The following is a 23,887-nucleotide window of genomic DNA, read 5'->3' as shown; positions in this document are numbered from 1 at the left end:
ATGGAAATTTATGTAGCAGACCCCTGCGGATTTTGTTATGGTGTAAAAAGGGCGGTTGACATTGCACAAACCCCCATAAAAGGGTATAATGATAGTATTGCCACTCTGGGTGAATTGGTACATAATCCCCGCGTTGTAAAAAAACTAGAGCAACAAGGCGTTCTATGTAAGGAGAAGCTGGCTGATTTCTCGGCTGGTGATGTTGTCATATTCAGATCCCATGGGGTTGGGCCCGACGTTTATGCGGAGGCCCAACAGCGTGGATTACACGTCGTCGATGCCACTTGTCCTCATGTGCTGAAAGCACAAAAAACGGCTGCCGAACTGGCCAGTGAAGGTCGTTTTGTGATTATCATTGGGGAAAAGCGTCATCCTGAGGTGCAAAGTATTAAGGCTTGGGCAGGGCAGGATTCCCTGGTCATCGAAACTTCTGATGACCTGGTATCTCTTCCTGTAAAAGATAAGTATGGGGTAGTCAGCCAGACAACTTTTGAAGCTGAGAAGTTTAACCTTCTGCTTCGTATGGCTCAAGAGAAATGCCCGGGAGACTACAAAGTGGTGCGCACCATCTGTACTGCCACAGCAGACAGACAAGGCGCTGCACGGGAACTGGCAGGCAAGGTTGACGTATTCTTCGTGTTTGGCGGCAAGAACAGCGCCAACACCAGACATCTGTACGACATTGCTGCAAGTCTGAATCCCCGTTCTTATCACTTACAGGACGCCAGTGAGATTACCGCATCCATGCTGGCCGGAGCAGGAAAAATAGGCATTACTGCTGGTGCATCTACACCGCAGGAAATTATTGAGGAGGCTATTGGAACTATGGAAACAATGGAAAGTTTGTTGGGCGAACAGGAGAGCATGAAATTACACATTGGCATGATTGTGGAAGCTACGGTGGTAGCTGTAACTTCCGATGAAGTCGTCGTTGACTTCGGCTATCAAAGTGAAGGGTCTGTGGCCTTCGACCAATGGACTTTGGGCGGTACCAAGGAAACCGTAGCCCCCACCGTTAAAGTTGGCGACAAAGTGACCCTGAAGGTTATTGCCAGCGAAAACCAAGATGGTTTGGTTGTTCTGTCCAGAACCAAAGCTGAAGCTGATCAAGCTTGGCTGAAACTGCCGGAACAATTGGCAGAAGTAAAGACTGTTACGGTCAAAGGCCTGAGAGCAGTAAAGGGCGGTTTGACTGTTTCCTATAATGGTTTGACTGGCTTTATCCCTGCATCCCACCTGGACCTGAAACATGTGGATGATGTGAAGGAATATGAAGGCAAGGAACTGGAAGTTGCCCTGCTGGAAATCAACCCTGAAAAGAAACGTCTGGTATTCTCCCGCAAGAACGTCCTGAGAGAAGAACGGGCTGCCAAGAACCAGGCTTACAAGGAAGAACGCGCTCGTCGTGAAGAAGAACGCCATGAAGCTTTGGAAAAAGCTTTCGAAACCTTCCATGAAGGCGAAACGGTGGAAGGTACCATTAAGAGCATTGTTGACTTCGGTATGTTTGTGGAAATCGCTCCGTTCGTACAGGGCCTGGTACACATCTCCGAAATCTCCTGGGACCGCAGCGTGAAACCGGCTGACCTGTACAAAGTTGGCGACAAGGTAAACGTTTACATCAAAGGCTTGGATCAGGAAAAAGGCCGTATCAGCCTGTCCATCAAAGCTCTGCAGGAAGACCCCTGGGAAGCTGCTGCCAAAGACATCAAAGTTGGCGATGTTGTAACCGGTAAAGTGGTACGGTTCCTGCCCTTCGGCGCAATCGTTAAACTGAACGAAGAAAACGAAGGCATGATCCACATCTCCGAAATCGCTGAACAGCGCATTGAAAAACCGGAAGATGTTCTGGAACTGGGCCAGGAAGTTAAAGTAAAGGTGCTGCGTGTTGACACCGAACATAAGAAAATTGCTTTGAGCATCACCAAAGCCAAAGAAGACGCTGAAAAAGCTGAAATGCGTCAATACCTGGGCAAGAAGGGCACTCTGTCCCAAGGCCTGGGCGAAAAGCTGGCTGAAGCCGAAGCTGAAAAATAAGAGGAGTTCGTACTAGATGAAAAGCCGGGAGAGTCGTAAACTAGATCATATCAGGTATGCAGTAAGCCTCGAGGATGGTCCTTGCGCCACCGGCTTTTCTGATATACGGGTCATGCATAACTGTCTGCCCCGGGTGAATCGTGATAAGGTAAGCCTTGTCACGGCTTTGCCCGGGGTTGGGCCGTTATCCAACCCTGTGATTCTCAATGCTATAACAGGCGGAGCCGGTCCGGTGAAAGCCATCAACGAGCAACTGGCGCTGGTGGGCCGGGAGACTGGGTGTGCTATGGCTGTGGGGTCCCAATATGGGGCGGTAAGGTCCCAGCTGCATGACGATACTTTTTCTGTGGTTCGCAAGCTTTACCCCAAGGGCATCCTGTTTGCCAATATCAGTGCCCTGGCCACCGTGGACGAAGCACGGCGGGCAGTGGCTATGATTGAGGCCCAGGGGCTGCAAATCCACCTGAATCCAGCCCAGGAGCTGGCCATGGAGGAGGGGGACCGGGACTTTAGCCGGTGGAGTGAGCATATTGCCCAAATCTGCCAGAAGGTGGAAGTACCCGTCATTGCCAAGGAAACGGGCTGCGGTATGGCCCGGGAGCAGGCTCAGGAACTGCTGGACTGCGGGGTCACCCTATTAGATATTGGGGGCGCCGGCGGTACCAATTTTCCTGCCATTGAAGGCTGCCGCTATCCGGAAGGCAACCGGGAACTGGCGGAGTGGGGCATTCCCACCGCGGTTTCCCTTGCGGAAGTGGTGGGCGTGAGAGGCTGGCAGCAGGGCATCATTGCGTCGGGCGGTATCCGTTCGGCCCTGGATATCCTGAAGGCACAGCTTTTGGGCGCCAATGCGGTAGGCATGGCCGGAAATGTGCTGAAGTGGGTAGTGGAAGACGGTACAGAAGCCGCCATTACCCGGATGAAACAGTGCCTGGAGGCACTGAAGGACTTTTATGCCCTGACAGGCTGTGAGCAGATAGGCCAGCTCCGGCAGGTCCGTTACTATGTAACGGGTGAACTGGCAGAGGCCCTCCGCTGGTTATCCCAGGATGAACCGGAGAATATAAGCGAAAGAGGAATTTAAATGAGTAAACCCATAGTTGCCATTGTCGGCAGACCCAATGTCGGCAAATCAACGCTGTTTAATATATTTGCAGATAGCCGGATTTCCATTGTGGAAGATACCCCCGGGGTTACCCGGGACCGTCTGTACGCAGATGCAGAATGGCTGGACCGGAAGTTCACCATGGTGGATACGGGCGGTATCGAAATGCAGAATACCGACTCCATCGCGGTTTCCATCCGGCAGCAGGCAGAAATTGCCATTAAGGAAGCAGACGTCATCTTGTTTGTCTGCGATGCCCGTACCGGCATTACCATCGATGACGAGGAAGTGGCCAAGATGCTGCGCCAATCCCGGAAACCGGTGGTACTGGCTGTAAACAAGGCTGATACCCCCAAACAGGAAAACGATGCCTACGAATTCTATAATCTGGGCATTGGTGAACCTTACATGATTTCCGCTTCCAACCGCCTGAACCTGGGCGATTTGCTGGATGCGGTGGTAGAGAAGTTCCCCCCTGCCTCGGATGATGACGACGATAACGACGATGTAATCAAGGTTGCCATTATCGGCCGCCCTAATGTAGGCAAATCTTCCATCTTTAACGATATTATTGGCCAGACCCGGTCCATTGTCAGTGACGTGGCCGGCACCACCCGGGACGCCATTGACGTACCGGTGATGAAAGATGGCCAGACCTATCTGTTCATTGATACCGCTGGTATGCGCCGGAAGGGCAAAATCGATGAACCCATCGAAAAATACAGCATTATCCGTACCCTCCGGGCCGTGGACCGGTCCGACGTAGTGCTCATGGTGCTCAGCGCCGTGGAAGGCATTACCGAACAGGATAAGAAGATTGCAGGCTATGCCCACGAAGCCGGCAAAGGCATTGTCATCGTGGTAAACAAGTGGGACCTGTACCCCAACAAGGGCAACAATTCCACGGTGGAATTTACCGATAAGGTCTACAAGGAACTGATTTTCATGCCCTATGCCAACATTGCTTTCGTGTCGGCCCTGACCCAGCAGCGGATTTCCCGGCTGCCGGAAATGATCAAGGACGCTGCCGAAGCCAACAGCATGAGAATTTCCACTTCCGTCCTGAACCAGGTGATTACCGACGCTGTGGCGATGAACCAGCCACCCCAGGAAAAGGGCAAGCGCCTGAAGATTTTGTATACCACTCAGGTGAAGGTCAAACCGCCTACCTTCGTGATTTTCTGCAACGAACCGGAGATTATGCACTTCTCCTACCAGCGGTATCTGGAAAACAAGCTGCGGGAAGCCTTTGGCTTCAGAGGCACCCCCATCAACATCATTGTCCGGGGCAAGAATGAGGACAACCAGTAAGGCGGGATAAACCATGGATTATGTAATTGGTATTCTGATTGGTTATCTGCTGGGCTCCATTCCCTGCGGCCTGGTCCTGGTGAAAGCCGTCTGCGGGATTGATATCCGGGACTATGGCAGCCACAACATTGGCGCCACCAACGTTTTCCGTACGGTGGGGGCTCGGATGGCTTCCTTCGTGCTTTTGGGGGATTTGGGCAAGGGAGCACTGGCCCTATGCCTGACCAACCATCTGGTTTCCAGTGATCTTGGGGTGCTGTTGGCCACGGCCGTTGCGGCCCTGGCTGGCCATAGCTTTTCCCTGTTCCTTCATTTTAAGGGGGGTAAAGGGGTTGCTACCGGCCTTGGCATCCTGCTGTACTTTATGCCGGAAGTTTCTGTGTTTGCCCTGACCCTGTGGCTGGCTATTGTGTATGTGAGCCGCTACGTTTCCCTGGGCTCCATTGCGGCGGCGTTTGCCACCCCTCTGGCAGCCTATTATCTGGGCTATGACTACCGGCTGGTGGTTTTCACGGCTTTTTGTGCGGCTGTGATTATCGCCCGGCATTACGAAAATATGGTCCGTTTGGTCAACGGTACCGAAAACAAAATAAAACAAGGTCATTTTTCCAAGAAGAACAACACGCCAAAGGAGTAAGCTTTATGAAAATTGCTGTTATTGGCGCTGGCAGCTGGGGAACCGTCCTGGCTCAGATTCTGGCAGACAACGGACACGAAGTCTGCCTCTGGGCCCGGAATCCCCAAAAGGCTGACCAGATCCAACGTACTCGGAGAAACCAAGATTACCTTCCGGATTTGGAACTTTCTCCTTCCATTTTGGTAACCCATGACCTGCAGCAAACCATCGAACGAGCCTCTGTGCTCGTTTTTGTCGTTCCATCCAAAGGAATGGCTGCGGTGGCCCAGCAGGCCGCGGCCTTTACCGACTGCCGGGAGCAGATTCTCCTTTCCTGTACCAAAGGGTTTGACCTGGCTACAGGGAAGCTGATGACGGATATTCTGGAAGAAACGTTCCCCCAGGCCAAAGCGGTGGCAGCGCTCAGCGGCCCCAACCTGGCCAAGGAAATTGCCAAGCGGCAGCCCGCTGCTTCCGTCATTGCCTGCAAGGATTTGAAAATTGCCAAGGCTTTGCAGAAGATTTTTATCAATGGATATTTCCGGCCCTACACCAGCCGGGACGTTATCGGGGTAGAGCTGTGCGGCTGCAGCAAGAACTGCATTGCCCTGGTCAGCGGCATTCTGGCCGGCCTGGGCTTTGGGGAAAACAGCCAGGCAGGACTCATTACTCGTGGCCTGGCGGAAATCACCCGCCTGGGGGTGAAAATGGGCGCCAAACGGGCTACTTTCTCCGGCCTTGCCGGGGTGGGGGACCTGGTGGCTACCTGCAGCAGCCCCCTGAGCCGGAACCGTTCCGCAGGGGTGGCCCTGGCCCAGGGCAAGAGCCTGGAAGAAATTACCCAGGGAACCCATATGGTCATCGAAGGCATCAATGCGGCGCCGGTGGTGCGGCAGCTGGCCCTGGCCCATGGGGTGGAAATGCCCATTATTGAGCAGCTGTACCAGGTACTTTTTGCCAAAAAGTCCGTGGAGATAGCCATTGCAGATTTAATGAAACGGGTTGCCAAGAAAGAGTAGTATTTTTAGAAGACTTGTGTTATAATGTCTACCTAAGAAGGATAAAAATTCTTATGAAAAGGATAGAGGCCGATGAACAACGATAAAAAATCCGAATTTTACCTGGTAAGAGAAGAAATTCTGCCGGAAGCTATCAAAAAGACCATTATGGTCAAAGAAATCTTGAAACGGGGCAAAATGAGGACGGTCAATGAAGCCGTAGCCAAGGTGGGCTTGAGCCGGAGCGCCTACTACAAGTATAAGGACTACGTGTTCCCGTTCTACGATGCCAGCAAGGAAAAGGTGATCACCATTTCCCTGCTGCTGGAACATAAGCCCGGGGTACTGTCCAGCGTACTGAATACCATTGCCGGCGACGGGGGCAGCGTCATCACCATCAACCAGGGGGTTCCCCTGCAAGGTGTTGCCAACACCACCATTTCTGTAGAAACCAAGTACCTGACCATTGACATGGAAGCTTTGCTGGACAAACTGCGTCTCATTGACGGAGTAAAACGCCTGGACGTATTGGGACAGGTGGACTAAAGGGGATCGATTTGCGATGAAAAAGGAAATCAATATTGGCTTATTGGGCGCTGGCACGGTAGGCGGCGGCGTCATCCTGGTTTTGAAAAACAACTGCGCACTGATTACGGAACGGGTGGGGGTTCCTGTCCGTATTAAGACTGTTCTGGCACGTCACCCGGAAAAGGTCACCGCGCTGGACCCCACCTTGAAAACCACGGACAACATCGAAGACATTATTGGGGATCCGGATATCGACATTGTGGTAGAGCTGATTGGCCGGGAGCATCCTGCCCTGGACTATATGCTGGCTGCCCTCAGGGCCGGGAAAAATGTTGTAACAGCCAATAAGGACGTAGTAGCCGAGCACGGCAAGGAACTCTTTGACCTGGCGGCAGAAAAACACGTGGATTTCCTTTTTGAGGCTGCGGTAGCAGGAGGCATTCCCATTATCCGTCCGCTGAAGGAATCTTTGGCGGCCAACCGGATTGACCAGATTATGGGCATCATCAACGGCACCACCAACTATATGCTGACCAAAATGACCGAGGACCATATGGACTTTGCAGAAGTCCTGAAGGAAGCTCAGGATAAGGGCTACGCCGAGTCCGACCCCACCGCCGATGTAGGCGGCTGGGACGCTGCCCGGAAACTGGCTATCCTGGCCTCCATCGGCTTCAACAGCCGGGTGTCCCTGAAAGATGTCAGCGTGGAAGGCATTGAGAAGGTATCCCTGCGGGATATCGAATACGCCGACGAGCTGGGCTACGTGGTGAAGCTTTTGGGTATTGCCAAGCAGAAAGAAGGCAAGGGCATCAGCGTCCGGGTACATCCCACCATGCTGCCGAAGAACCATCCTTTGGCCACCGTTAATGATGTGTTTAACGCCGTCTTCGTTAAAGGCGAACCGGTGGGCGAAACCATGTTCTTTGGCCAGGGAGCCGGCCGGATGCCTACTGCCAGCGCTGTCTGCGGGGATATCCTGGAATCCACCCGGAATATTCTCCACGGCTGCACCGGCCGGGTAGGGTGCACCTGCTACGAGCAGAAACCCTTTATGGGCCCCAAAGACATCTACTCTCCCAGCTACGTACGTATGCTGGTGCAGGATCGGCCCGGTGTCTGGGCCGCCATTGCCACCGCTTTCGGTGACAACGAAGTCAGCTTGAAGACCGTTGTGCAAAAACGCTCCCTGGGGAACCTGGCAGAAATCGTGGTAATTACCCACGGGGTCTCCGAATATGCCCTGCGCAAGGCTGAAAAAGCCCTGTCCAACCTGAGTGTGGTCTCCCGGATCTGTAACATCATCCGGGTAGAAGACGACAGCCTGAACGAACAGCTGAAAGAGCAAAACTAAACCGAAAGGTCTTGGATACAATGGCAGCAATACGCAAGGTCACTGTACGGGTCCCTGCCACTTCCGCTAACTGCGGACCGGGCTTTGACTGCCTGGGACTGGCCTGCACCTTGTACAATACCTTTACTTACGAAATGATTCCGGAGGGAATCGTGATTGAAGCCCTGGGTCAGGACGCAGGGCTTTTGCCCCAGGGGAAAAACAACCTGGCGGCGGAATCCTTTTATATCCTGTGGGATAAATTGGGTCAGCCGGCTACGGGCATCAAAATCACCTCGGAAACCCAGGTGCCGGTTTCCCGGGGCCTGGGCAGCAGCTCCACCGCTGTGGTAGCCGGCCTGATGGCCGCCAACGCCTTGGCAGGGTCTCCCCTTGGCCAGGCAGACCTGGTGACGGAGGCTACCCTTATTGAAGGCCATCCGGACAATGTGGCGCCTGCAATTTTGGGCGGCATGACCATCAATGTCATGGAGGAGGGAAAAGTACGGAGCTTGAAACTGGCCCCGGCCAAACCTCTGAAACTGGTGGTCTTGGTGCCGGATATGCAGCTTTCCACGGCCAAAGCCCGGGCAGCCATGCCCAAGGCTATTTCCGTGCGGGATTCTGTGTACTCCACCAGCCGGGCTGCCCTCCTGATTGGCGCCCTGGCCACCGGCCGCTATGAATTCCTTTCTACGGCCTTGCAGGACAAGATTCATACGCCTTACCGGCTGCCTCTGATTCCAGGGGCCCAGGAGGCGTTAAAACGGGCTCAGGAGGCCGGAGCGTACCAGGCTGTTATCTCTGGTTCCGGCTCCACGCTCATGGCTTATGCGCCAGTTGACGCAGATCTGGAGACCATTGGCAGGGCCATGCGTGAGCCCTTTACGAAACGTAAGATTGACACCACGGTGCACCTTTTGGACCTGGATTTTGAGGGCGCAAAAATTTTTTAAAAAAGTTTTGGAAAAACGCTTGACGAATGGTTCAAAACACCGTATAATAGCTCTTGTGTTCGGGGCGTAGCGCAGTTTGGTAGCGCGCTTCCTTGGGGTGGAAGAGGTCGTGAGTTCGAATCTCGCCGCTCCGACCATTTAAATGAACTGGACGCCACAAAGGTTATCTTTGTGGCGTTTTTTCATGCAAAAATGACGAAAAATGCTATAATAAGATTGAATGTGCGGCTCCTTTTCAAAAGGACGCCAAGAAACGGAGGTTCAGCTTGCATGTCTGATCTGCAGGATAAGATTGCGAAAAGAAGAACGTTTGCTATCATTTCTCATCCGGATGCCGGTAAAACGACTCTGACTGAGAAATTATTGCTATATGGGGGCGCCATCCATTTGGCCGGCTCCGTAAAATCCAGAAAGGCCAACCGCCATGCGGTGTCCGACTGGATGGAAATCGAAAAACAGAGAGGGATTTCCGTTACCTCCAGTGTGCTGCAGTTCGACTACGACGGCTACCGGGTAAACATTCTGGATACCCCTGGGCACCAGGACTTCAGTGAAGATACCTACCGTACCCTGATTGCTGCCGACAGCGCCGTTATGCTGATCGACGCTGCCAAAGGCGTGGAACCTCAGACCAAGAAGCTGTTCTGGGTCTGCCACCGGAGAAAACTTCCTATCTTTACCTTTGTGAATAAATTGGACCGTTACGGCCGGGCCCCCATGGACTTGATGGACGAAATCGAGAAAGTGCTGCATATCAATGCTTTCCCCATCAACTGGCCCATTGGCGTGGACGGCCACTATATTGGCGTGTACGACCGGCTGAAGAAGCAGGTGGAGCTGTTTGACAACGACTCCAGTCACGGCTCCAAGATTTTGAAATCCACCACCGGTGACCTGAACGACCCGGCTATCCGGGAAGCCATCGGGGAAACCAATTACCAGAATCTCCTGGACGATATTGAGCTGCTGGATCTGGCCGGGGATGAATTTGACCTGGACAAGGTGAACGCAGGGGAACTGACCCCTATGTTCTTCGGGTCCGCCATGACCAACTTTGGCGTGCGCAGCTTCTTGGAAAAGTTCCTGGAACTGTCTCCCATGCCCCAGCCTCGCCACCTGAAGGACGGAGGCGTGGTAAAGCCTACCGACGAAACCTTCTCCGCCTTTATCTTCAAGATTCAGGCCAATATGAACCCGGCCCACCGGGACCGGATTTCCTTTATGCGCATCTGCTCCGGGGTGTTTGAAAAGGGCATGACCGTGTACCATGTCCAGGGGGGCAAGCCCGTAAAGCTGTCCCAGCCCCAGCAGTTCATGGCCCAGGAACGGACCACCGTAGAAAAAGCCTATCCTGGTGATATCATTGGGGTCTTTGACCCGGGCATCTTCACCATCGGGGATTCCCTGTGCGATGAAAAGCATCAGGTACAGTTTGAAGATTTCCCCATTTTCCCGCCGGAAATTTTCGCCAAGGTGCAGCCCAAGGACTCCATGAAGCGGAAACAGTTTGAAAAGGGCATTGTCCAACTGGCCCAGGAAGGCGCCATTCAGGTATTCCGCCAAAAGAATATCGGTATGGAAAGCTTTGTGGTGGGCGTGGTTGGCGTTTTGCAGCTGGAAGTACTGGAATACCGGCTGCTTAACGAATACGGCGCCAAACTGCTGATGGACCAGCTGCCCTACACCGTAGCCCGCTGGGTTTACGCCGACGATGCCGACGACATCCGGAACATCAAGGGCCTGGACAACGGCATGCTGGTGTACGACAAGCTGGACCGGCCGGTTATCCTGGTTTCCAACGAATGGAACCTGAACTGGATCCTGGAACGGAACCCGGGCATCAACTTTACCACCGTGCCCAGTGAAGCCAGAGCCATCTGACCCTGGGGAGGACCAGAACATGGATACAAGCAAGAAACCCGTAATGGATATCATGGGGGTTCCCGTGAGCCCCTTTTCCATGCAGGAAGCCGTAGCCTGGCTGCTGCAGCGGATTAAGGATAATAAAAAGACCCAGGTGGTGACCGCCAACGCGGAAATCATCATGATGGGCCTCCAGGATCCTCGGTATCTGGACCTGCTCCAGAAAACCGACCTGGTGCTGGCGGACGGCGCCGGCACGGTCTGGGCCGGCCGGACCCTGGGCTATACGGTGCCTGAGCGGGTGGCGGGCTTTGACCTGTTTGTCCAGCTGCTGAAACAGGCAGCGAAAACAGGGGAGACCATCTACCTGTTTGGGGCAGCACCGGGCATTGCCGAGGCCGCCAAAGCCAAGGCCGAAGAAATTGCTCCCGGGGTAAAGATTGTGGGCACCCGGAACGGCTACTTTAAGGAAGAAGAGTCCGGTGCCATTATTGACGAAATCAACCGCAGCGGGGCCCAAATCCTGTTTGCAGCCCTGGGGGCGCCTAAGCAGGAGTACTGGCTGGACAGCCATCGGGACGAACTGAAGCCCCCGGTCCGGGTGGGCCTGGGCGGCAGTTTCGACGTGCTGGCCGGCAAGATGGAACGGGCTCCCAAGTGGATGCAGGAAGCCTCCCTGGAGTGGCTGTTTCGGCTGTACAAGCAGCCCAGCCGCTTTGGCCGGATGCTGGCCCTGCCCAAGTTTGTGCTGGAAGTTTTGGGCACAAAATATGGCGTACTTCACAAAAAGAAATAACCTGGCAAGCATTAGACAAAGCTCGAATGTTGTATTATAATAAACAAAATAGGTGGAGGTGAAGTTGTGTCCAAATTTACAATCGTGAAAGAAGGGTATCCCTTTATTGGCATTTGCGCCATGGCGACTCTTCTGGTTGGGTATTTTGTAGGGGTGGACTTTGCCGTACTGCCTCTGGTCCTGACCGCGTATTTCACATATTTTTTCCGCAACCCCGATCGTCCCACCCGGATTGATCCCAGCATCCTGTATTCCCCGGCGGACGGTACCGTTATGGGGGTGGAGGGTTTCTACGATCAGGAATTTCTCAATGAACCTGCAATCAAGGTGACGATATTTCTTTCTGTCTTCAATGTGCATACCAACCGGGCTCCCATGGACGGCACCGTGACCTACCAGCGCTATACCTGCGGCGGTTACGAACCGGCCTACAAGAACTCGGCCCCCATTGTCAACGAACGGATGGCCATTGGCCTGGACAACGGGAAGAACCGTGTCCTGGTAATCCAGATTGCCGGGATTCTGGCCCGCCGGATTGTGTCCTGGACCTCCCTGGGCAGTACCCTGAAACAGGGCGAATGCTACGGGATGATCAAATTTGGCTCTTGCACGGAACTGGTAATGCCCAGATCCGTAGAAGTCATGGTAAAAAAAGGTGACAAGGTCAAGGGCGGATTAAGTATTATTGGGAGGCAGAAAGCAGAATGAATTATAGACGTATGGTTCCAAACAGCATCAGTGGCCTTAGCCTGGTGCTGGGAGTTCTGTCCATTTATCTTTCCATGGACCAGGAATTCACAAAAGCAGCAATCTTTATCATCTTGGCCATTCTGGCAGATTCCTGTGATGGCCGGGCAGCCCGGGCACTGGGCGTCAGCGGCCCCTTTGGGGTGGAAATGGATTCCCTGTGTGATGTCTGCTCCTTTGGCATGGCACCGTCTGTTTTGATTTATTGTTATTCCCTGCACCAGCTGGGTCTGGCTGGACAGATTATTTCCGCCATGGTTGCCTTCGGGGCAGCCCTGCGGCTGGCACGTTTTAACGTGAACGTATCCGCCATCCACGGTTATTTCCAAGGGATGCCTGCTCCGGCCGGCGCCTGCGTGGTGGCCACGTTCGTAGCCTCCGGTTTCCAGGTAAATCCGGTGCTGGTAGCCATCGGCACCCTGGGCGTTGCTGTGCTCATGTACAGTGAAGTCCGGTATCCTGATTTCAAGGGGAAGGGCAACCCGCTTTTCAAAGGGCCCGTGCTTGTTTCCTTCCTGATTGGTGCGTATCTGCTGTACATCAATGTGTCAGCTTGGCCCTTTGTCATCATGTTCACCTACACCCTGTGCGGTGTATTTAATGCTCTGTATGTAAAGGTGACTGGCAAGCAAGCCGGCCATTAAGAGGAGGAAGTCTGTGTTCATCATGAGCAGCTATTTTGATATTATTATGATTCCTCTGCAAGTGTTGATCGTTTTCTTTACGATTTACTACTTTACCATTTCCCTGTTCGGCATTCTGCCCCGGAAAAAGGAAAAGAAGATCCTGACCCCCAAAACCACTTTTGCGGTGGTTGTGGCTGCCCATAACGAGGAAAAGGTAGTTGGCCAGCTGGTGGATAACCTGAAGATGCTGCGTTATCCCAATGATATGTACGATATTTTCGTGGTAGCTGATAATTGCAGCGACCATACGGCGGAAGTGGCAGCTCGTGAGGGCGCCCTGGTGTACGAACGGCACAACACCAACGAAATGCAGCAAGGCAAGGGCTTTGCCCTGGAATGGATGTTCCAGAAGCTGTTTGCCCTGCCCAAGCAATACGATGCCGTGGTGATTTTCGATGCGGACAACCTGGTGCATCTGGACTTCCTGATGGAAATCAACAACCGGTACTGCAAAGGGGAACGGCTGATTCAGGGCTACCTGGACTCCAAGAACCCCAACGATACCTGGGTCAGCGGCGTGTTCGCCATTTCCTTCTGGATCATCAACCACGTTTGGCACTTGGCCAAATACAATATCGGCCTGTCCTCCGTCTTTGGCGGTACGGGCATGTGCATTTCCACCGATATTTTGAAGAAATACGGTTGGCAGGCTACCTGCCTTACCGAAGATATGGAATTTACCATGAAGTCCCTGCTGGAAGGGATTCCCACCACCTGGTGCCATGATGCCATTGTGTATGATGAAAAGGTGGTTACCTTCAAGCAGTCCTGGAACCAGAGAAAACGCTGGGCCCAGGGGCATTTCGATGTGGCTGAGCGGTATATCCCCAAGCTGCTGAAGGAAGGTATCAAGCGCCGGGATATCGTCATTCTGGACGGCATCATCGACCTGATTCAGCCTTACTTCCTGCTGATCTCCGCGTTCTTTGTTATCTGCAGCACCATCTACTCCTTTGTTCCTTTCTACACCAACGTGCTGTATGCCCTGCTGCCCTACGAAATCTGGCAGGTAATCGGGATTGGCCAGTATGTGATTCCGGCCATTATCCTCTTTAAGATCCATGCGGCTCCCAAGTCCTGGTTCTACACCCTGTTCTATCCGATTTTCGTATACAGCTGGATTCCCATTACCATGGCCGGCTTTATCCATCGCCATGAACACGCCTGGAGCCACACCCTGCATACCCGGAACATCAGCTTTAACGATGTGCTGGTGCCGGAAAGCGCAGAAGTGGGACCCAAGCAGATTATCCACACCAAAAAGAGAAACTAAAACAAAACCTGAAGCTGTGCAGCGCTGCACAGCTTCTTCTTTTTGGGCCAGAGGGGCGCTGCAATGGTACTTGTGTTCACTTTACCTGGCAAATATGGTAAAATAAAAGGTATATCTAACGCAAAGGAGTACCTTATGGCAATTCGAGGGATTTTATATGATTTTGACGGAACCTTGGCCAATACTACACCGTTAATTTTGGCCACCTTCCAAAAGACGCTGGAGCATTTCCTGGACCAGCCTGTGGAGCAGCAGGCCATCATCAACACCTTTGGCCTGCCTCTGCGCCAGGGCCTGTCCGTGGTAACGGGCATTACGGACCCGGACCGGATTGAGGAAATGGTCCAGTACTACCGGCACTACAATATCAAATGGCACGACCAGATGATTGAGCCCTTTCCCGGGGTGGCAGAAGGCTGTCAAAAGCTTCAGGAAAAGGGCATTGCCCAGGCCATCGTCACCAGCAAGTTCAAGGCCACCTGTCAGCGGGGTTTGGACTGCCTGGGGCTTTCCTCCTACATTGACGGAGGCATCATCGGGGCCCAGGAATGTCAGGCCCACAAGCCCGACCCGGAACCCATGGCCAGCGGCGCAGCCCTTTTGGGCCTTGCTCCGGAGGAATGCCTGTGCGTGGGGGACAGCCCCTACGACCTGTTAAGCGGACGGGCTGCCGGCTGCCGGGCTACGGTAAAAGTCGGTTGGTCGTCTTTTAAACAAGATTTTTTTGACGGCAAAATCCACCCGGATTACGTCATTGGGCAAGTCTCGGATCTCCTTTCGATTATTGATGAATTGAACCAGAAGAGGTGAGAAGATTGCGTAAAATCGGAATTATCGGAGGCACCGGCGTTGAAGATGCCTCCCGTTTTGGTACCCTGGAACCTGTAACCGTGAAAACCCCCTTTGGTGAGGCCCACTGCCTCAAGACCACCTTGAACGGCCACGAAGTGTATTTTATGGCCCGGCATGGAGCGAATCATTCCCTGCCTCCCCATAAGATCAACTATCGGGCCAATATTTTCGCCCTAAAGCAGCTGGGAGTCACAGAAATCCTGTCCTTTACGGCAGTAGGCTCCATCAACGTGGCCCTGCGGCCCGGCACCTTCGTGGTTTGCAGCCAGCTTTTGGATTTCACCAAAAACCGGGTGAACACCTTCTTTAACGGGGAGGGTGGCAAGGTGGCCCATGTGGATTTTGCTTACCCCTACTGTCCGGTGGTTCGGGAGCGGGTCATCCATGCTCTTATGCAGCTGGGGCTGCGCCACTGCAAGCAGGGTACCTACGTGGTTACCGAAGGCCCCCGCTACGAAACGGCGGCGGAGAACAAAATGTTCGCCTGTCTGGGCGGGGACGTGTGCGGCATGACCAATATGCCGGAAGCGGTCCTGGCCCGGGAAGCCGAAATCTGCTACGCCAACGTGTCCGTGGTTACCAATATGGGTTCCGGTTTTGCCCAAAGGGCTTTGTCCCACGAGGAAGTAACCGCTGCCATGGAACTCCAGGGCAGACAGATTCTTGCGGTGATGGAAGCCTATATTAAGGATACGGAAACACCCCTGCACAGCTGCAGCTGCCGCGAGGCCCTAAAGGAATACGGCGGCTTCCACTGTGAAGACTTTCAATAAAAAGGAGATTACCTATGAACTATGATGTGGTTTTGGCCAATGTGGAACTGGCTGCCGCCGGCAGCGGCAAACCCTGCTATATTGGCATTAAAGATCGGCGTATCGCCTATATCGGGCCGGATGCCATTACGGGCACCCAGACCATTGATGGACGGAACCACCTGGCGGTACCGGGCTGGGTCAACGCCCACACCCATACGGCCATGACGCTGTTCCGCAGCTATGCGGACGACATGGTGCTGATGGACTGGCTCCAGAACAAAATCTGGCCTATGGAAAACAACCTGGATGGCCGGGCAGTGTACTGGGGCAGTCTCCTGGGCATGGCGGAAATGATCCGCACGGGCACCACCTGCTTTGCGGATATGTATTTCTTCATGGACGAAACGGCCCAGGCAGCCCGGGACTGCGGCATCCGCGCGGTGTTATCCCGGGGACTTACCGGCGCCTCTGTGGCGGACGGTAAATCCCGGCTGGACGAAAACACGGAGCTGTACAAAAAGTGGCACGGCGCCTGCGATGACCGGATTCGGGTAATGTTTGGCCCCCACGCCCCCTATACCTGCAGCCCGGATTTCATCAAATCTGTGGTGGAACGGGCCGGCAGCCTGGGTGCAGAAATCCATATGCATCTGTCCGAAACCCAGGGAGAAGTGGACGACTGCCTGAAGCAGTACGGCAAGACCCCCATTGCCCTGATGGAAGACCTGGGCATGTTTGAACTGGGGACCCTGGCCGCTCACTGCGTCCATGTGACAGAAGAAGACCAGGCCATTATGGCCAAGCACCACGTCCGGGTGGCCCACAATCCTCAAAGCAACCTGAAACTGGCCAGCGGCATTGCCCCTGTGGCCAGTATGCTGGAAAAGGGCCTTACCGTAGGCCTGGGCACCGATGGGGCTTCCAGCAACAACAACCTGGATATGCTGGAAGAAGTCCGGCTGGCAGCGCTTTTGGCCAAGACCGAGTCCGGCAATCCCAAAGCCGTCCCTGCGGCCCAGGCTCTTGCTATGGGTACGGTCCAGGGCGCCAAAGCCGTGGGCTACGATGACCTGGGACAGCTTGCCGTAGGCCAGCGGGCCGATATCGTGCTCTATAATATGGATTCACCGCATTGGTACCCCCGGCATGACCGGGTTTCTCTCCTGGTGTATGCTGCTTCTGCCCAGGATGTGGACACCGTTTTGGTAGATGGCCGCGTCCTGCTCCAGAACAAGGAACTGACCACCATTGATTTGGAAAAGGTCATTTTTGAGGTCAACCGGTGCATTGAATATGTTTTGCCCAAAAATTAAAGGGGAGTGATTCATTGTGGCAAAAGTACTGAAGAAGCTGCAGCTTGCGCCTGCAGTGTGGGAATTTGAAATTGAAGCACCGCTCATTGCCCATAAATGCCAGCCGGGCCAGTTTGTTATGGTCCTGGTGGATGAAGACAGCGAACGGATTCCTCTCACCATTGGCGATTTCGACCGGGAGCGGGGCACCATTACCCTGATGGTCCAGGCCGTAGGCGCCACCACCACCCATCTGACCCACGACTTTGAGGTAGGGGACGAATTCCAGCACGTACTGGGACCCTTGGGCCAGCCCTCTGAAATGGGCAAATTCGGCACCGTGGTCATGGTCTGCGGCGGTATCGGCGTAGCCCCCGTCCATCCCATTGCCCGGGCCTATCACGAACTGGGCAACAAGGTGATTACCATTATCGGCGGCCGCAGCAAGGACCTGATCCTGTGGCGGGACCGGATGGAAAAAATCAGCGATGAAGTAATCATCACCACCGACGATGGTTCTGACGGCATCAAGGGCTTTGTTACCGATCCGCTGCGAAAAATGCTGGAAGCCGGCACCAAAGTGGACCTGGTGGTAGCCATTGGACCCATCATCATGATGAAGAACGTGGCCAAGACCACCCTGCCTTTCCACGTGAAGACCACTGCCAGCCTGAGCTGCCTGATGGTGGACGGCACCGGTATGTGCGGCGGCTGCCGGGTGAAGGTAGGGGATGAAAGCAAGTTTACCTGCTGCGATGGTCCCGAATTCGACGCCCATCAGGTGGATTTTGACAACCTGATGACCCGTTCCAAGATGTACAAGGATCAGGAAGCGGAAGAATATAGTTGTGGGGGGCATTGCAAATGCGTGGCGGAATGAGAAATCCTATGCCGGAACAACCGGCGGACGTGCGGAACAAAAACTTTAAGCAAGTAGCCCTGGGCTACTCGGAAGAAGTGGCTGTGGACGAAGCCCAGCGCTGCCTGAACTGCAAGAACCCGCGCTGCGTACAGGGCTGCCCCGTGAATGTGGACATTCCCCAATTCATCCATGCCATTACGGAAAAGGACTTTGCCGGCTCCATTCGGATTCTGAAGGGCAAAAACGCCCTGCCCGCAGTGTGCGGCCGGGTCTGCCCCCAGGAAAACCAGTGCGAAAAAGTCTGCATCTTGGGCATCAAGGGAGAACCGGTGGCCATTGGCCGGCTGGAACGGTACGTGGCTGACCGGGCCCGGGAAGAGGGCACCGACCAGATTACCGAAGGCCTTGCCCCCAAAAACGGCATCAAGGTGGCTGTGGTAGGCGGCGGCCCGTCCTGCCTGACTGCTGCTGGAGACCTGGCCAAGCTGGGCTACGATGTAACCCTGTTTGAAGCCCTCCACAAGGTGGGCGGCGTGCTGATGTACGGGATTCCGGAATTCCGGCTGCCCAAGGACATTGTCCAGCACGAGGTTCAGGCCCTGAAGGACCTGGGGGTCAATATCATGACCGACGTGGTTATCGGCCGTACCTTTACCCTCCACGAGCTGCTGAATGAGGAAGGCTTCCAGGCTGTGTACGTAGGTACCGGCGCTGGGCTGCCCCACTTTATGCATATTCCCGGCGAAGCCCTGAACGGGGTGTACGCTGCCAACGAATTCCTCACCCGGGTGAACCTGATGGGAGCCTGGCAGTTCCCCAAGAAGGCCACTCCCGTATATGTAGGCAAGAACGTAGCCGTAGTAGGGGCCGGCAACGTGGCCATGGATGCTGCCCGTACGGCCAAGCGCCTGGGCGCAGAAAATGTCTACGTGGTCTACCGCCGCAGCGAAGCGGAAATGCCCGCCAGAAAAGAAGAAATCGAACACGCCAAGGCTGAGGGGATTCAGCTCCATATGCTGAACAATCCCTGCCGGATTGTGGGCGATGACAAGGGTTGGGTCAAAGGCATCGAATGCATCCGCACCCAGCTGGGCGAACCGGATGCTTCCGGCCGCCGTTCTCCTGTAGAAATCCCCGGCTCCAACCATGTGTTTGACGTGGATATGGTGGTAATGGCCATCGGCCAGGGGCCCAACCCGCTGCTCAAGCACACCACCCCGGATCTGGTTACCAACAAAAAGGGCCTGATTACCGTGGATGAAAACGAAGAAACCTCCATTCCCGGCGTTTTTGCTGGCGGCGACATCGTTACCGGTGCTGCCACCGTTATCTCTGCCATGGGTGCAGGGAAGAAGGCTGCCGTGGAAATCGACAAGTATATCAAAGAAAAAGCCAAAAAATAAAGAGAAAAGAAGGTCCCTATGAAAAAATTACAGCTGCTACTGGCCGCTGCTTCCTTGTTTTTGCTGAGCAGTACGGGTCTGGGTTCTTCTGCCCAGGCGGCGGAGAAAAAGGACCAGGTATTCAAGCCGGCCAGCGGCGGATACACCTTGACGGTGCCCCCGGGCAGCCAGGAAATCTACCATACCACCACCGGCATCCGGTTTACGGTGGGGAAGACCTTCCTGGTTTCCGCCGATTTGTACACCCTGCCTAACTTTGTTTCTGTGCCCATGCGCCAGTATTCCTCGGAACAGCAGAAGGAATTTACCAGCTTTATCGGGAAGGTCCAGGATATGCAGGATTCCACCATTGTGGAAGACGGCGTAAAGGGCAGTACCGGCCAAAGCGCTGCCGCCGACCGGCTGCGGGCTGTGCTGCGCCGGGTGAACAACCCGGAACTGATGCGGGCCCGGGAGGACGAAAAGTCCGGCTACGACCGGGACACCTTTACCTACGAAGCCATTCCCAAGGATTCCCTGAAAACCCGGCGGCCCTTTACTGTGGGCAAGGTTTACCAGCCCCAGAAGAACATTGCCCTGGTGGTGAATGTCAGTGCGCCCCAGGACCAGGAAGCGGCAGCCAGGGAGGCCCTGAAAGCCCTGACCAAGGATTTGTCCCTGGCCAAGGTTCGCTACACGGATATCAACCTGCTGACGGTGCCTTCCATGGGTTTTGAAATGGAAATCCCCAGCGGCTGGCGGATGTACACCCTGCGGGCGGACAATATCCTGTTTGGCCGTTCCCTGAGCTCCGTCCATACCGATGACCTGATGATCCGCCGCTTCAGCGACCCGTCCTTTGCAGAACTGGGCACTGCTACACCGGCCAACCTGAAGCAGGCCGAAAGCAATTTCCTGGACAAGGTGACTCGGTATACCCCCAACGTGACCATCCTGCGCCACGAACCCATTACCGTGGGGACCCTCAACGGCAGTCTGGCGGAATCCACCGACAACGAAGACCTGAAAAAGGTGTTCATCATCAATACCTATCTGATGAATCGCCAGGGCTCCGGGTTCCAGATCCGCTACGAAACCGATGATACCATCAACTATGATTTGAAGCTCAATGCCTTTAAACAATCCATTGAGTCCTTTACCCTTCTGCCGGACGCCCAAAACCGCGCACCCCAGCAGTAAAATTGGATATGTAAAAACGGAAAGTTCCTAAACGGGGCTTTCCGTTTTCTGTTTCAAAAGTATCAGCTTCTGGCCCTTCTCTAAGGGCGGAGCGCTTCTCCTGGATTTTTGACCAAAGTTGTGGGTATAATATTATCGAATTAGTGTGAATAATAACAGGTGCACCGCTGGTGCCTATGTATACAGAAAGAAGTGGTCAGTATGAAGAAATTTGGCGCAATCCTGGTGGCGGCGGCCTGCCTTCTGGCTCCCTGCTTTACCCAGGCAGAGGCCCAGGGAGTTGACTTTAACCCCAAACGCTGCGTCAGCGTGGCTTCTTCCCTAAGGGAGCAGACCTGGGTGGATTTGGACTCGGTAAAGGTGGTGCGGGAAGAAGCCCCCTATTACCAAATCAAGGCTCGGACCTTCTATCGGAACTACGAAAAGCATCAGGTGGTGGAAACCCTTGGTTACTATTACTATAATGCGGATAAAGGGGAGCTATATTCCGAGCCCCTGACCCTGATTATCCAGGACCGGCTCACGGGTAAAACCGAAACCCGGAAGGTAGTCCAGCCCCGGCTGATACCCGCTGCCTACCTGGACAAGGACTATATTGCCGGAAACCTGGTCTTTCACAAGGTATACGGCCGTTGGTTCAGCCCGGATTATCCCCAGTACCCGGAGGCCGGTGAAGCCAAGGGATAAAAACTGGTGCCTGGGAAACCGGGCCCAGTCTTTAGCAGCAATAAGCCGCCGGTCCCTAGGGAAACTGGGCGGAAACTAAAGAACGGAGGCGTTAGTGTATGGCAAGAGATACAGAAATGGATGCATTCTTGGGGAAATTGCCCCAAAAAGTGGTGGTCATCACCCGCCCGGACGATAACAAGGACAACCGGGATATTATCTACCAGGAAGTTACCGTAACCAGCCAGGGCAAGGGCATGGGAGCCATCTGGTGGCGGCCGGGAGAAGTGGTCACCGGCAAGCGCAAAGGGGAACCCTTTGCCTTCGAGACCCATGAGGAACTGGCCCGCCGGATAATGGAACGGGCCCAGAAGGTTGTGGCCTATTACCGGCTGGCTGCCATTACCGAGGAACGGGATCCGCTGAACCCGGAGGCAGAGGACCAGCCCTTCTGGCAGGTTATCCTGTACTACGAAGGAGGCAAAACCGTGGAGGCTGCCCATCTGCTGGAAGAAGAACCGGGCCGGCTGCCAGGCCTGTCCACCCTGATCCGCATGGCCTGCAAGCGGGAAGACCTGTCGCTGCTGGACGGCAATGCGGCAGACGCCCTGTATATGGAAATCCGCCTGAAGCCCGGTACGGACAACTCTGAAGGCAGTAAGGAAAAGTTTGTGGTGGATTTGGTGAAAAATAAGGCCAAGGTCACCCTGAAAGGGGACCACGGGGAAAAGCTCAGCGTTTCCCACCAAAATGATGAAATCGAAGTGTTCCGGGAAATCCTGCCCTGGCGGCAGGAAATCAAGGATAATTTTGACTTTCCCCAGGACCCCAAACCCGAAACCTATACCCTGTACGACCTGCGGGTAACCACCGCCGCCGGCAAGGAGCACCGGACCCGGAATATCTACGATGCGCCCCATTTGGCCAAAGATTGGGCCTACTTTATGGACGTAGCCCGGACCCTGTTCCCCCTGACCATCTACGCCGTGCTGTTCCAGGAAAAATCCTACAGCCGCCGGGCTCCCCGGCAGGGGGACGTGGCCCTGTGCCAGGTAGAACTAGCGGATGGCAAAAAGGCGTACTTCTGCTCCGATACGGACAATATCTATCCAGAAGACGTGGTCCGGGTACCGGGCCCAGAAGCTGGTACGGACCAGGAAGGCCGGGTGACCCAGGTGTTCTATGCCAATCCGGCGGATTCCCCCGTGCCCCTGCCGGAAGTAAAAACCATTTTGGAAATTGTGGAAACCTCCCGGGATCCCCTGGGACCGGACCCACTGCCCGAATGGACGCCCCAGCGGGACGAAATGGAGTGAGAACACCCTCCCGTATAGATCTACCATGAAATACCCCCCAGAAAGGCAAGCTGCCTCTCTGGGGGCTATTTATTTATTGCTTTACTGCCTACCACCAGCGGATGCCGGGGGTGACCCGGCTCCGCTTCCGGGCTGCCTGAGGCAGGGTTTTCAGCCGGGCCCTGACCTGCTTTTCCATTCCCATTTCAAAGTCCAGCAGGAACTTGTAGTCAACATTGCTCAGGGCCAAAAGCAAATCGGCATAGTCTGCTGGTGAGTACGGACTGAAAAGGGAATCAATCCGCTGAAAATTCCGCATTGCCCGTCCGTAGAATTCCAGATCCGATTCCCAGCCCAGCCTGTCTCGCAGCATTTGCAGCTGTTCAACCATTTTGTCGGAGGGCCGCCGGGGATACTCGTAAAGGTAGTCCAAATAATGGTTGAGATGGATTCCCAGGTTCTTGGCAGTGGGAGTCAGGTCGTCCTGATAGGCCAGGTGAGCAAACTGGTAGGCAAAAACTGCGCACCAGTTATAAAAGGCAGCCCCCCAGCATTTTTCTGCAAGAGAAAGTCCAGCATGGTTTGCCGCCAGCCCAGAAACTCCTCCATATGCCCCAGTTCGTAGCACTCTCGGGCCTTTTGCTGATAGTACTGCCAAATCAGGTCCTGAAAGGAATCTCCCGGCTTTGCGCCAGCCAGCAGCCTGTTCATATCCCAAAGGGTAATGGTATTTCTGTCACAAATATAGGCCACGTAGGGATTTTCCGCCAGCTCGGCTTCGCCCTTGGCAGTGCGCTGATACAGATGGTAGGAGAGCTCCTGAGCCGCTTTTTCCACCAGGCCTGCTTCCTGGAGCCGCAGGAGCATGATTTCCCGATAAAAGGAAGCAGAGACGCCCACCGTAAAATAAAATCATACAAAACAGGGTAAGACAAATTCCCAATGATTTCGAGTGTTACGGCACACTCATATTTACCAACAGCTCAATTCTGTTTCTCTTATTGCTAAGTGGCACAACAAAATATAACTGTTGTTGTCTATTTTATAGTTTCCGTTAAGTACAAGGACTGCAATCTCTTGGAAGCAGTTCTTTCTTAACGGAAGTTTTTGTTTATGAGGACTTCTTTTTGCTTATATATTCATCTGCGAAGCCCTGACCTCTACGAGCAATAACATAACTTGCTCCTTGGTGAATAATGAGTTTCTTTCTGTCACAATATTTTTGCTTTGCAATCTTGCTTGTATAAGCAGGATTGACTTGAATCAAATTAACATTTCGTTTAAAACAACAATTTTCGAAAGTTTCCTTATATCTCGAATAGTCAAAGGCATGA

At 54.1% G+C, this 23,887-nt stretch carries 23 protein-coding genes, 1 tRNA gene and 1 pseudogene; 22 read left to right on the top strand and 3 right to left on the bottom strand.

Annotated features, from left to right (window positions below):
• From DW089_RS07000 to DW089_RS06895, 22 genes are all read left to right on the top strand, one after another.
• Window positions 1–2,037 carry a bifunctional 4-hydroxy-3-methylbut-2-enyl diphosphate reductase/30S ribosomal protein S1 gene (locus DW089_RS07000; protein ID WP_105325415.1) on the top strand — a complete coding sequence of 679 codons (2,037 nt, stop codon included), beginning with the start codon at window positions 1–3 and terminating at the stop codon, window positions 2,035–2,037.
• 16 nt (window positions 2,038–2,053) lie between these two features.
• Window positions 2,054–3,121 (top strand): type 2 isopentenyl-diphosphate Delta-isomerase, encoded by a 1,068-nt coding sequence (gene fni / locus DW089_RS06995; protein WP_105325416.1) that lies wholly within the window; start codon window positions 2,054–2,056, stop codon window positions 3,119–3,121.
• Entirely contained in the window at window positions 3,122–4,453 is a 1,332-nt protein-coding gene (gene der / locus DW089_RS06990) for a ribosome biogenesis GTPase Der (protein WP_105325417.1), read from the top strand.
• A gap of 13 nt (window positions 4,454–4,466) precedes the next feature.
• Entirely contained in the window at window positions 4,467–5,090 is a 624-nt protein-coding gene (plsY, locus tag DW089_RS06985) for a glycerol-3-phosphate 1-O-acyltransferase PlsY (protein ID WP_105325418.1), read from the top strand.
• A 5-nt stretch (window positions 5,091–5,095) separates the two neighbouring features.
• Complete coding sequence (locus tag DW089_RS06980) at window positions 5,096–6,088, top strand: NAD(P)H-dependent glycerol-3-phosphate dehydrogenase (RefSeq protein WP_105325419.1); 993 nt, start codon at window positions 5,096–5,098, stop codon at window positions 6,086–6,088.
• A gap of 72 nt (window positions 6,089–6,160) precedes the next feature.
• A complete protein-coding gene (locus DW089_RS06975; RefSeq protein ID WP_105325420.1) occupies window positions 6,161–6,613 on the top strand; it encodes an ACT domain-containing protein in 453 nt (150 codons plus the stop codon).
• A gap of 16 nt (window positions 6,614–6,629) precedes the next feature.
• The gene (locus tag DW089_RS06970; protein WP_105325421.1) at window positions 6,630–7,949 is read left to right on the top strand and encodes a homoserine dehydrogenase; all 1,320 of its coding nucleotides are present in this window, start codon (window positions 6,630–6,632) and stop codon (window positions 7,947–7,949) included.
• 20 nt (window positions 7,950–7,969) lie between these two features.
• On the top strand, window positions 7,970–8,884 hold the full coding sequence (thrB, locus tag DW089_RS06965; RefSeq protein WP_105325422.1) for a homoserine kinase: 915 nt from the start codon (window positions 7,970–7,972) through the stop codon (window positions 8,882–8,884).
• A 60-nt stretch (window positions 8,885–8,944) separates the two neighbouring features.
• A tRNA-Pro gene (locus tag DW089_RS06960) sits at window positions 8,945–9,021 on the top strand.
• A 133-nt stretch (window positions 9,022–9,154) separates the two neighbouring features.
• The gene (locus tag DW089_RS06955) at window positions 9,155–10,765 is read left to right on the top strand and encodes a peptide chain release factor 3 (RefSeq protein WP_158572337.1); all 1,611 of its coding nucleotides are present in this window, start codon (window positions 9,155–9,157) and stop codon (window positions 10,763–10,765) included.
• 19 nt (window positions 10,766–10,784) lie between these two features.
• Window positions 10,785–11,543 carry a WecB/TagA/CpsF family glycosyltransferase gene (locus DW089_RS06950; protein ID WP_105325424.1) on the top strand — a complete coding sequence of 253 codons (759 nt, stop codon included), beginning with the start codon at window positions 10,785–10,787 and terminating at the stop codon, window positions 11,541–11,543.
• A 66-nt stretch (window positions 11,544–11,609) separates the two neighbouring features.
• Window positions 11,610–12,251 (top strand): phosphatidylserine decarboxylase, encoded by a 642-nt coding sequence (locus DW089_RS06945; protein ID WP_105325425.1) that lies wholly within the window; start codon window positions 11,610–11,612, stop codon window positions 12,249–12,251.
• A complete protein-coding gene (pssA, locus tag DW089_RS06940; protein ID WP_105325426.1) occupies window positions 12,248–12,934 on the top strand; it encodes a CDP-diacylglycerol--serine O-phosphatidyltransferase in 687 nt (228 codons plus the stop codon). Before DW089_RS06945 ends, pssA begins: the two co-directional genes overlap by 4 nt.
• A gap of 22 nt (window positions 12,935–12,956) precedes the next feature.
• Window positions 12,957–14,249 (top strand): glycosyltransferase family 2 protein, encoded by a 1,293-nt coding sequence (locus DW089_RS06935; protein ID WP_105325533.1) that lies wholly within the window; start codon window positions 12,957–12,959, stop codon window positions 14,247–14,249.
• A gap of 135 nt (window positions 14,250–14,384) precedes the next feature.
• Complete coding sequence (locus tag DW089_RS06930) at window positions 14,385–15,059, top strand: HAD hydrolase-like protein (RefSeq protein ID WP_105325427.1); 675 nt, start codon at window positions 14,385–14,387, stop codon at window positions 15,057–15,059.
• Between the two features lie 5 nt (window positions 15,060–15,064).
• Window positions 15,065–15,874 (top strand): S-methyl-5'-thioinosine phosphorylase, encoded by an 810-nt coding sequence (locus DW089_RS06925; RefSeq protein WP_105325428.1) that lies wholly within the window; start codon window positions 15,065–15,067, stop codon window positions 15,872–15,874.
• Between the two features lie 14 nt (window positions 15,875–15,888).
• A complete protein-coding gene (locus DW089_RS06920) occupies window positions 15,889–17,169 on the top strand; it encodes an amidohydrolase (protein ID WP_118286981.1) in 1,281 nt (426 codons plus the stop codon).
• A gap of 16 nt (window positions 17,170–17,185) precedes the next feature.
• Window positions 17,186–18,028, top strand: coding sequence for a sulfide/dihydroorotate dehydrogenase-like FAD/NAD-binding protein (locus DW089_RS06915; RefSeq protein ID WP_105325430.1), 843 nt, complete (start codon window positions 17,186–17,188; stop codon window positions 18,026–18,028).
• Window positions 18,025–19,413 (top strand): NADPH-dependent glutamate synthase, encoded by a 1,389-nt coding sequence (gene gltA, locus DW089_RS06910; protein WP_118286988.1) that lies wholly within the window; start codon window positions 18,025–18,027, stop codon window positions 19,411–19,413. Before DW089_RS06915 ends, gltA begins: the two co-directional genes overlap by 4 nt.
• Window positions 19,414–19,431: 18 nt before the next feature.
• Window positions 19,432–20,592 (top strand): hypothetical protein, encoded by a 1,161-nt coding sequence (locus tag DW089_RS06905; protein ID WP_105325431.1) that lies wholly within the window; start codon window positions 19,432–19,434, stop codon window positions 20,590–20,592.
• Window positions 20,593–20,793: 201 nt separating this feature from the next.
• A complete protein-coding gene (locus DW089_RS06900; protein WP_105325432.1) occupies window positions 20,794–21,279 on the top strand; it encodes a hypothetical protein in 486 nt (161 codons plus the stop codon).
• 98 nt (window positions 21,280–21,377) lie between these two features.
• Complete coding sequence (locus tag DW089_RS06895) at window positions 21,378–22,574, top strand: hypothetical protein (protein ID WP_105325433.1); 1,197 nt, start codon at window positions 21,378–21,380, stop codon at window positions 22,572–22,574.
• Window positions 22,575–22,662: 88 nt separating this feature from the next.
• Here the strand turns inward: DW089_RS06895 and DW089_RS06890 are convergent, their stop codons facing one another.
• The 3 genes and pseudogenes from DW089_RS06890 to DW089_RS11625 all read right to left on the bottom strand — a co-directional run.
• The gene (locus DW089_RS06890) at window positions 22,663–22,926 is read right to left on the bottom strand and encodes a hypothetical protein (protein ID WP_147351156.1); all 264 of its coding nucleotides are present in this window, start codon (window positions 22,924–22,926) and stop codon (window positions 22,663–22,665) included.
• Window positions 22,927–23,027: 101 nt separating this feature from the next.
• The gene (locus DW089_RS06885) at window positions 23,028–23,453 is read right to left on the bottom strand and encodes a hypothetical protein (RefSeq protein ID WP_158572336.1); all 426 of its coding nucleotides are present in this window, start codon (window positions 23,451–23,453) and stop codon (window positions 23,028–23,030) included.
• A 211-nt stretch (window positions 23,454–23,664) separates the two neighbouring features.
• Window positions 23,665–23,887, bottom strand: a pseudogene (locus tag DW089_RS11625) (IS200/IS605 family accessory protein TnpB-related protein); the annotation flags it as partial.

The sequence above is a fragment of the Acidaminococcus sp. AM05-11 genome, from assembly GCF_003472805.1.
GTDB classification, from domain to species: Bacteria; Bacillota; Negativicutes; order Acidaminococcales; family Acidaminococcaceae; genus Acidaminococcus; species Acidaminococcus hominis.
The sequence above is the reverse complement of the archived record's forward strand: the minus strand, read 5'-3'. Positions and strand labels throughout refer to the sequence as shown.

Excerpts from the sequence above, each read along its gene's own strand:
- DW089_RS07000 (WP_105325415.1), top strand. The coding sequence starts at position 1 with ATGGAAATTTATGTAGCAGACCCCTGCGGATTTTGTTATGGTGTAAAA.
- fni (WP_105325416.1), top strand. The coding sequence starts at position 2,054 with ATGAAAAGCCGGGAGAGTCGTAAACTAGATCATATCAGGTATGCAGTA.
- der (WP_105325417.1), top strand. The coding sequence starts at position 3,122 with ATGAGTAAACCCATAGTTGCCATTGTCGGCAGACCCAATGTCGGCAAA.
- plsY (WP_105325418.1), top strand. The coding sequence starts at position 4,467 with ATGGATTATGTAATTGGTATTCTGATTGGTTATCTGCTGGGCTCCATT.
- DW089_RS06980 (WP_105325419.1), top strand. The coding sequence starts at position 5,096 with ATGAAAATTGCTGTTATTGGCGCTGGCAGCTGGGGAACCGTCCTGGCT.
- DW089_RS06975 (WP_105325420.1), top strand. The coding sequence starts at position 6,161 with ATGAACAACGATAAAAAATCCGAATTTTACCTGGTAAGAGAAGAAATT.
- DW089_RS06970 (WP_105325421.1), top strand. The coding sequence starts at position 6,630 with ATGAAAAAGGAAATCAATATTGGCTTATTGGGCGCTGGCACGGTAGGC.
- thrB (WP_105325422.1), top strand. The coding sequence starts at position 7,970 with ATGGCAGCAATACGCAAGGTCACTGTACGGGTCCCTGCCACTTCCGCT.
- DW089_RS06955 (WP_158572337.1), top strand. The coding sequence starts at position 9,155 with ATGTCTGATCTGCAGGATAAGATTGCGAAAAGAAGAACGTTTGCTATC.
- DW089_RS06950 (WP_105325424.1), top strand. The coding sequence starts at position 10,785 with ATGGATACAAGCAAGAAACCCGTAATGGATATCATGGGGGTTCCCGTG.
- pssA (WP_105325426.1), top strand. The coding sequence starts at position 12,248 with ATGAATTATAGACGTATGGTTCCAAACAGCATCAGTGGCCTTAGCCTG.
- DW089_RS06935 (WP_105325533.1), top strand. The coding sequence starts at position 12,957 with ATGAGCAGCTATTTTGATATTATTATGATTCCTCTGCAAGTGTTGATC.
- DW089_RS06930 (WP_105325427.1), top strand. The coding sequence starts at position 14,385 with ATGGCAATTCGAGGGATTTTATATGATTTTGACGGAACCTTGGCCAAT.
- DW089_RS06920 (WP_118286981.1), top strand. The coding sequence starts at position 15,889 with ATGAACTATGATGTGGTTTTGGCCAATGTGGAACTGGCTGCCGCCGGC.
- gltA (WP_118286988.1), top strand. The coding sequence starts at position 18,025 with ATGAGAAATCCTATGCCGGAACAACCGGCGGACGTGCGGAACAAAAAC.
- DW089_RS06905 (WP_105325431.1), top strand. The coding sequence starts at position 19,432 with ATGAAAAAATTACAGCTGCTACTGGCCGCTGCTTCCTTGTTTTTGCTG.
- DW089_RS06900 (WP_105325432.1), top strand. The coding sequence starts at position 20,794 with ATGAAGAAATTTGGCGCAATCCTGGTGGCGGCGGCCTGCCTTCTGGCT.
- DW089_RS06895 (WP_105325433.1), top strand. The coding sequence starts at position 21,378 with ATGGCAAGAGATACAGAAATGGATGCATTCTTGGGGAAATTGCCCCAA.
- DW089_RS06890 (WP_147351156.1), bottom strand. The coding sequence starts at position 22,926 with ATGCTGCGAGACAGGCTGGGCTGGGAATCGGATCTGGAATTCTACGGA.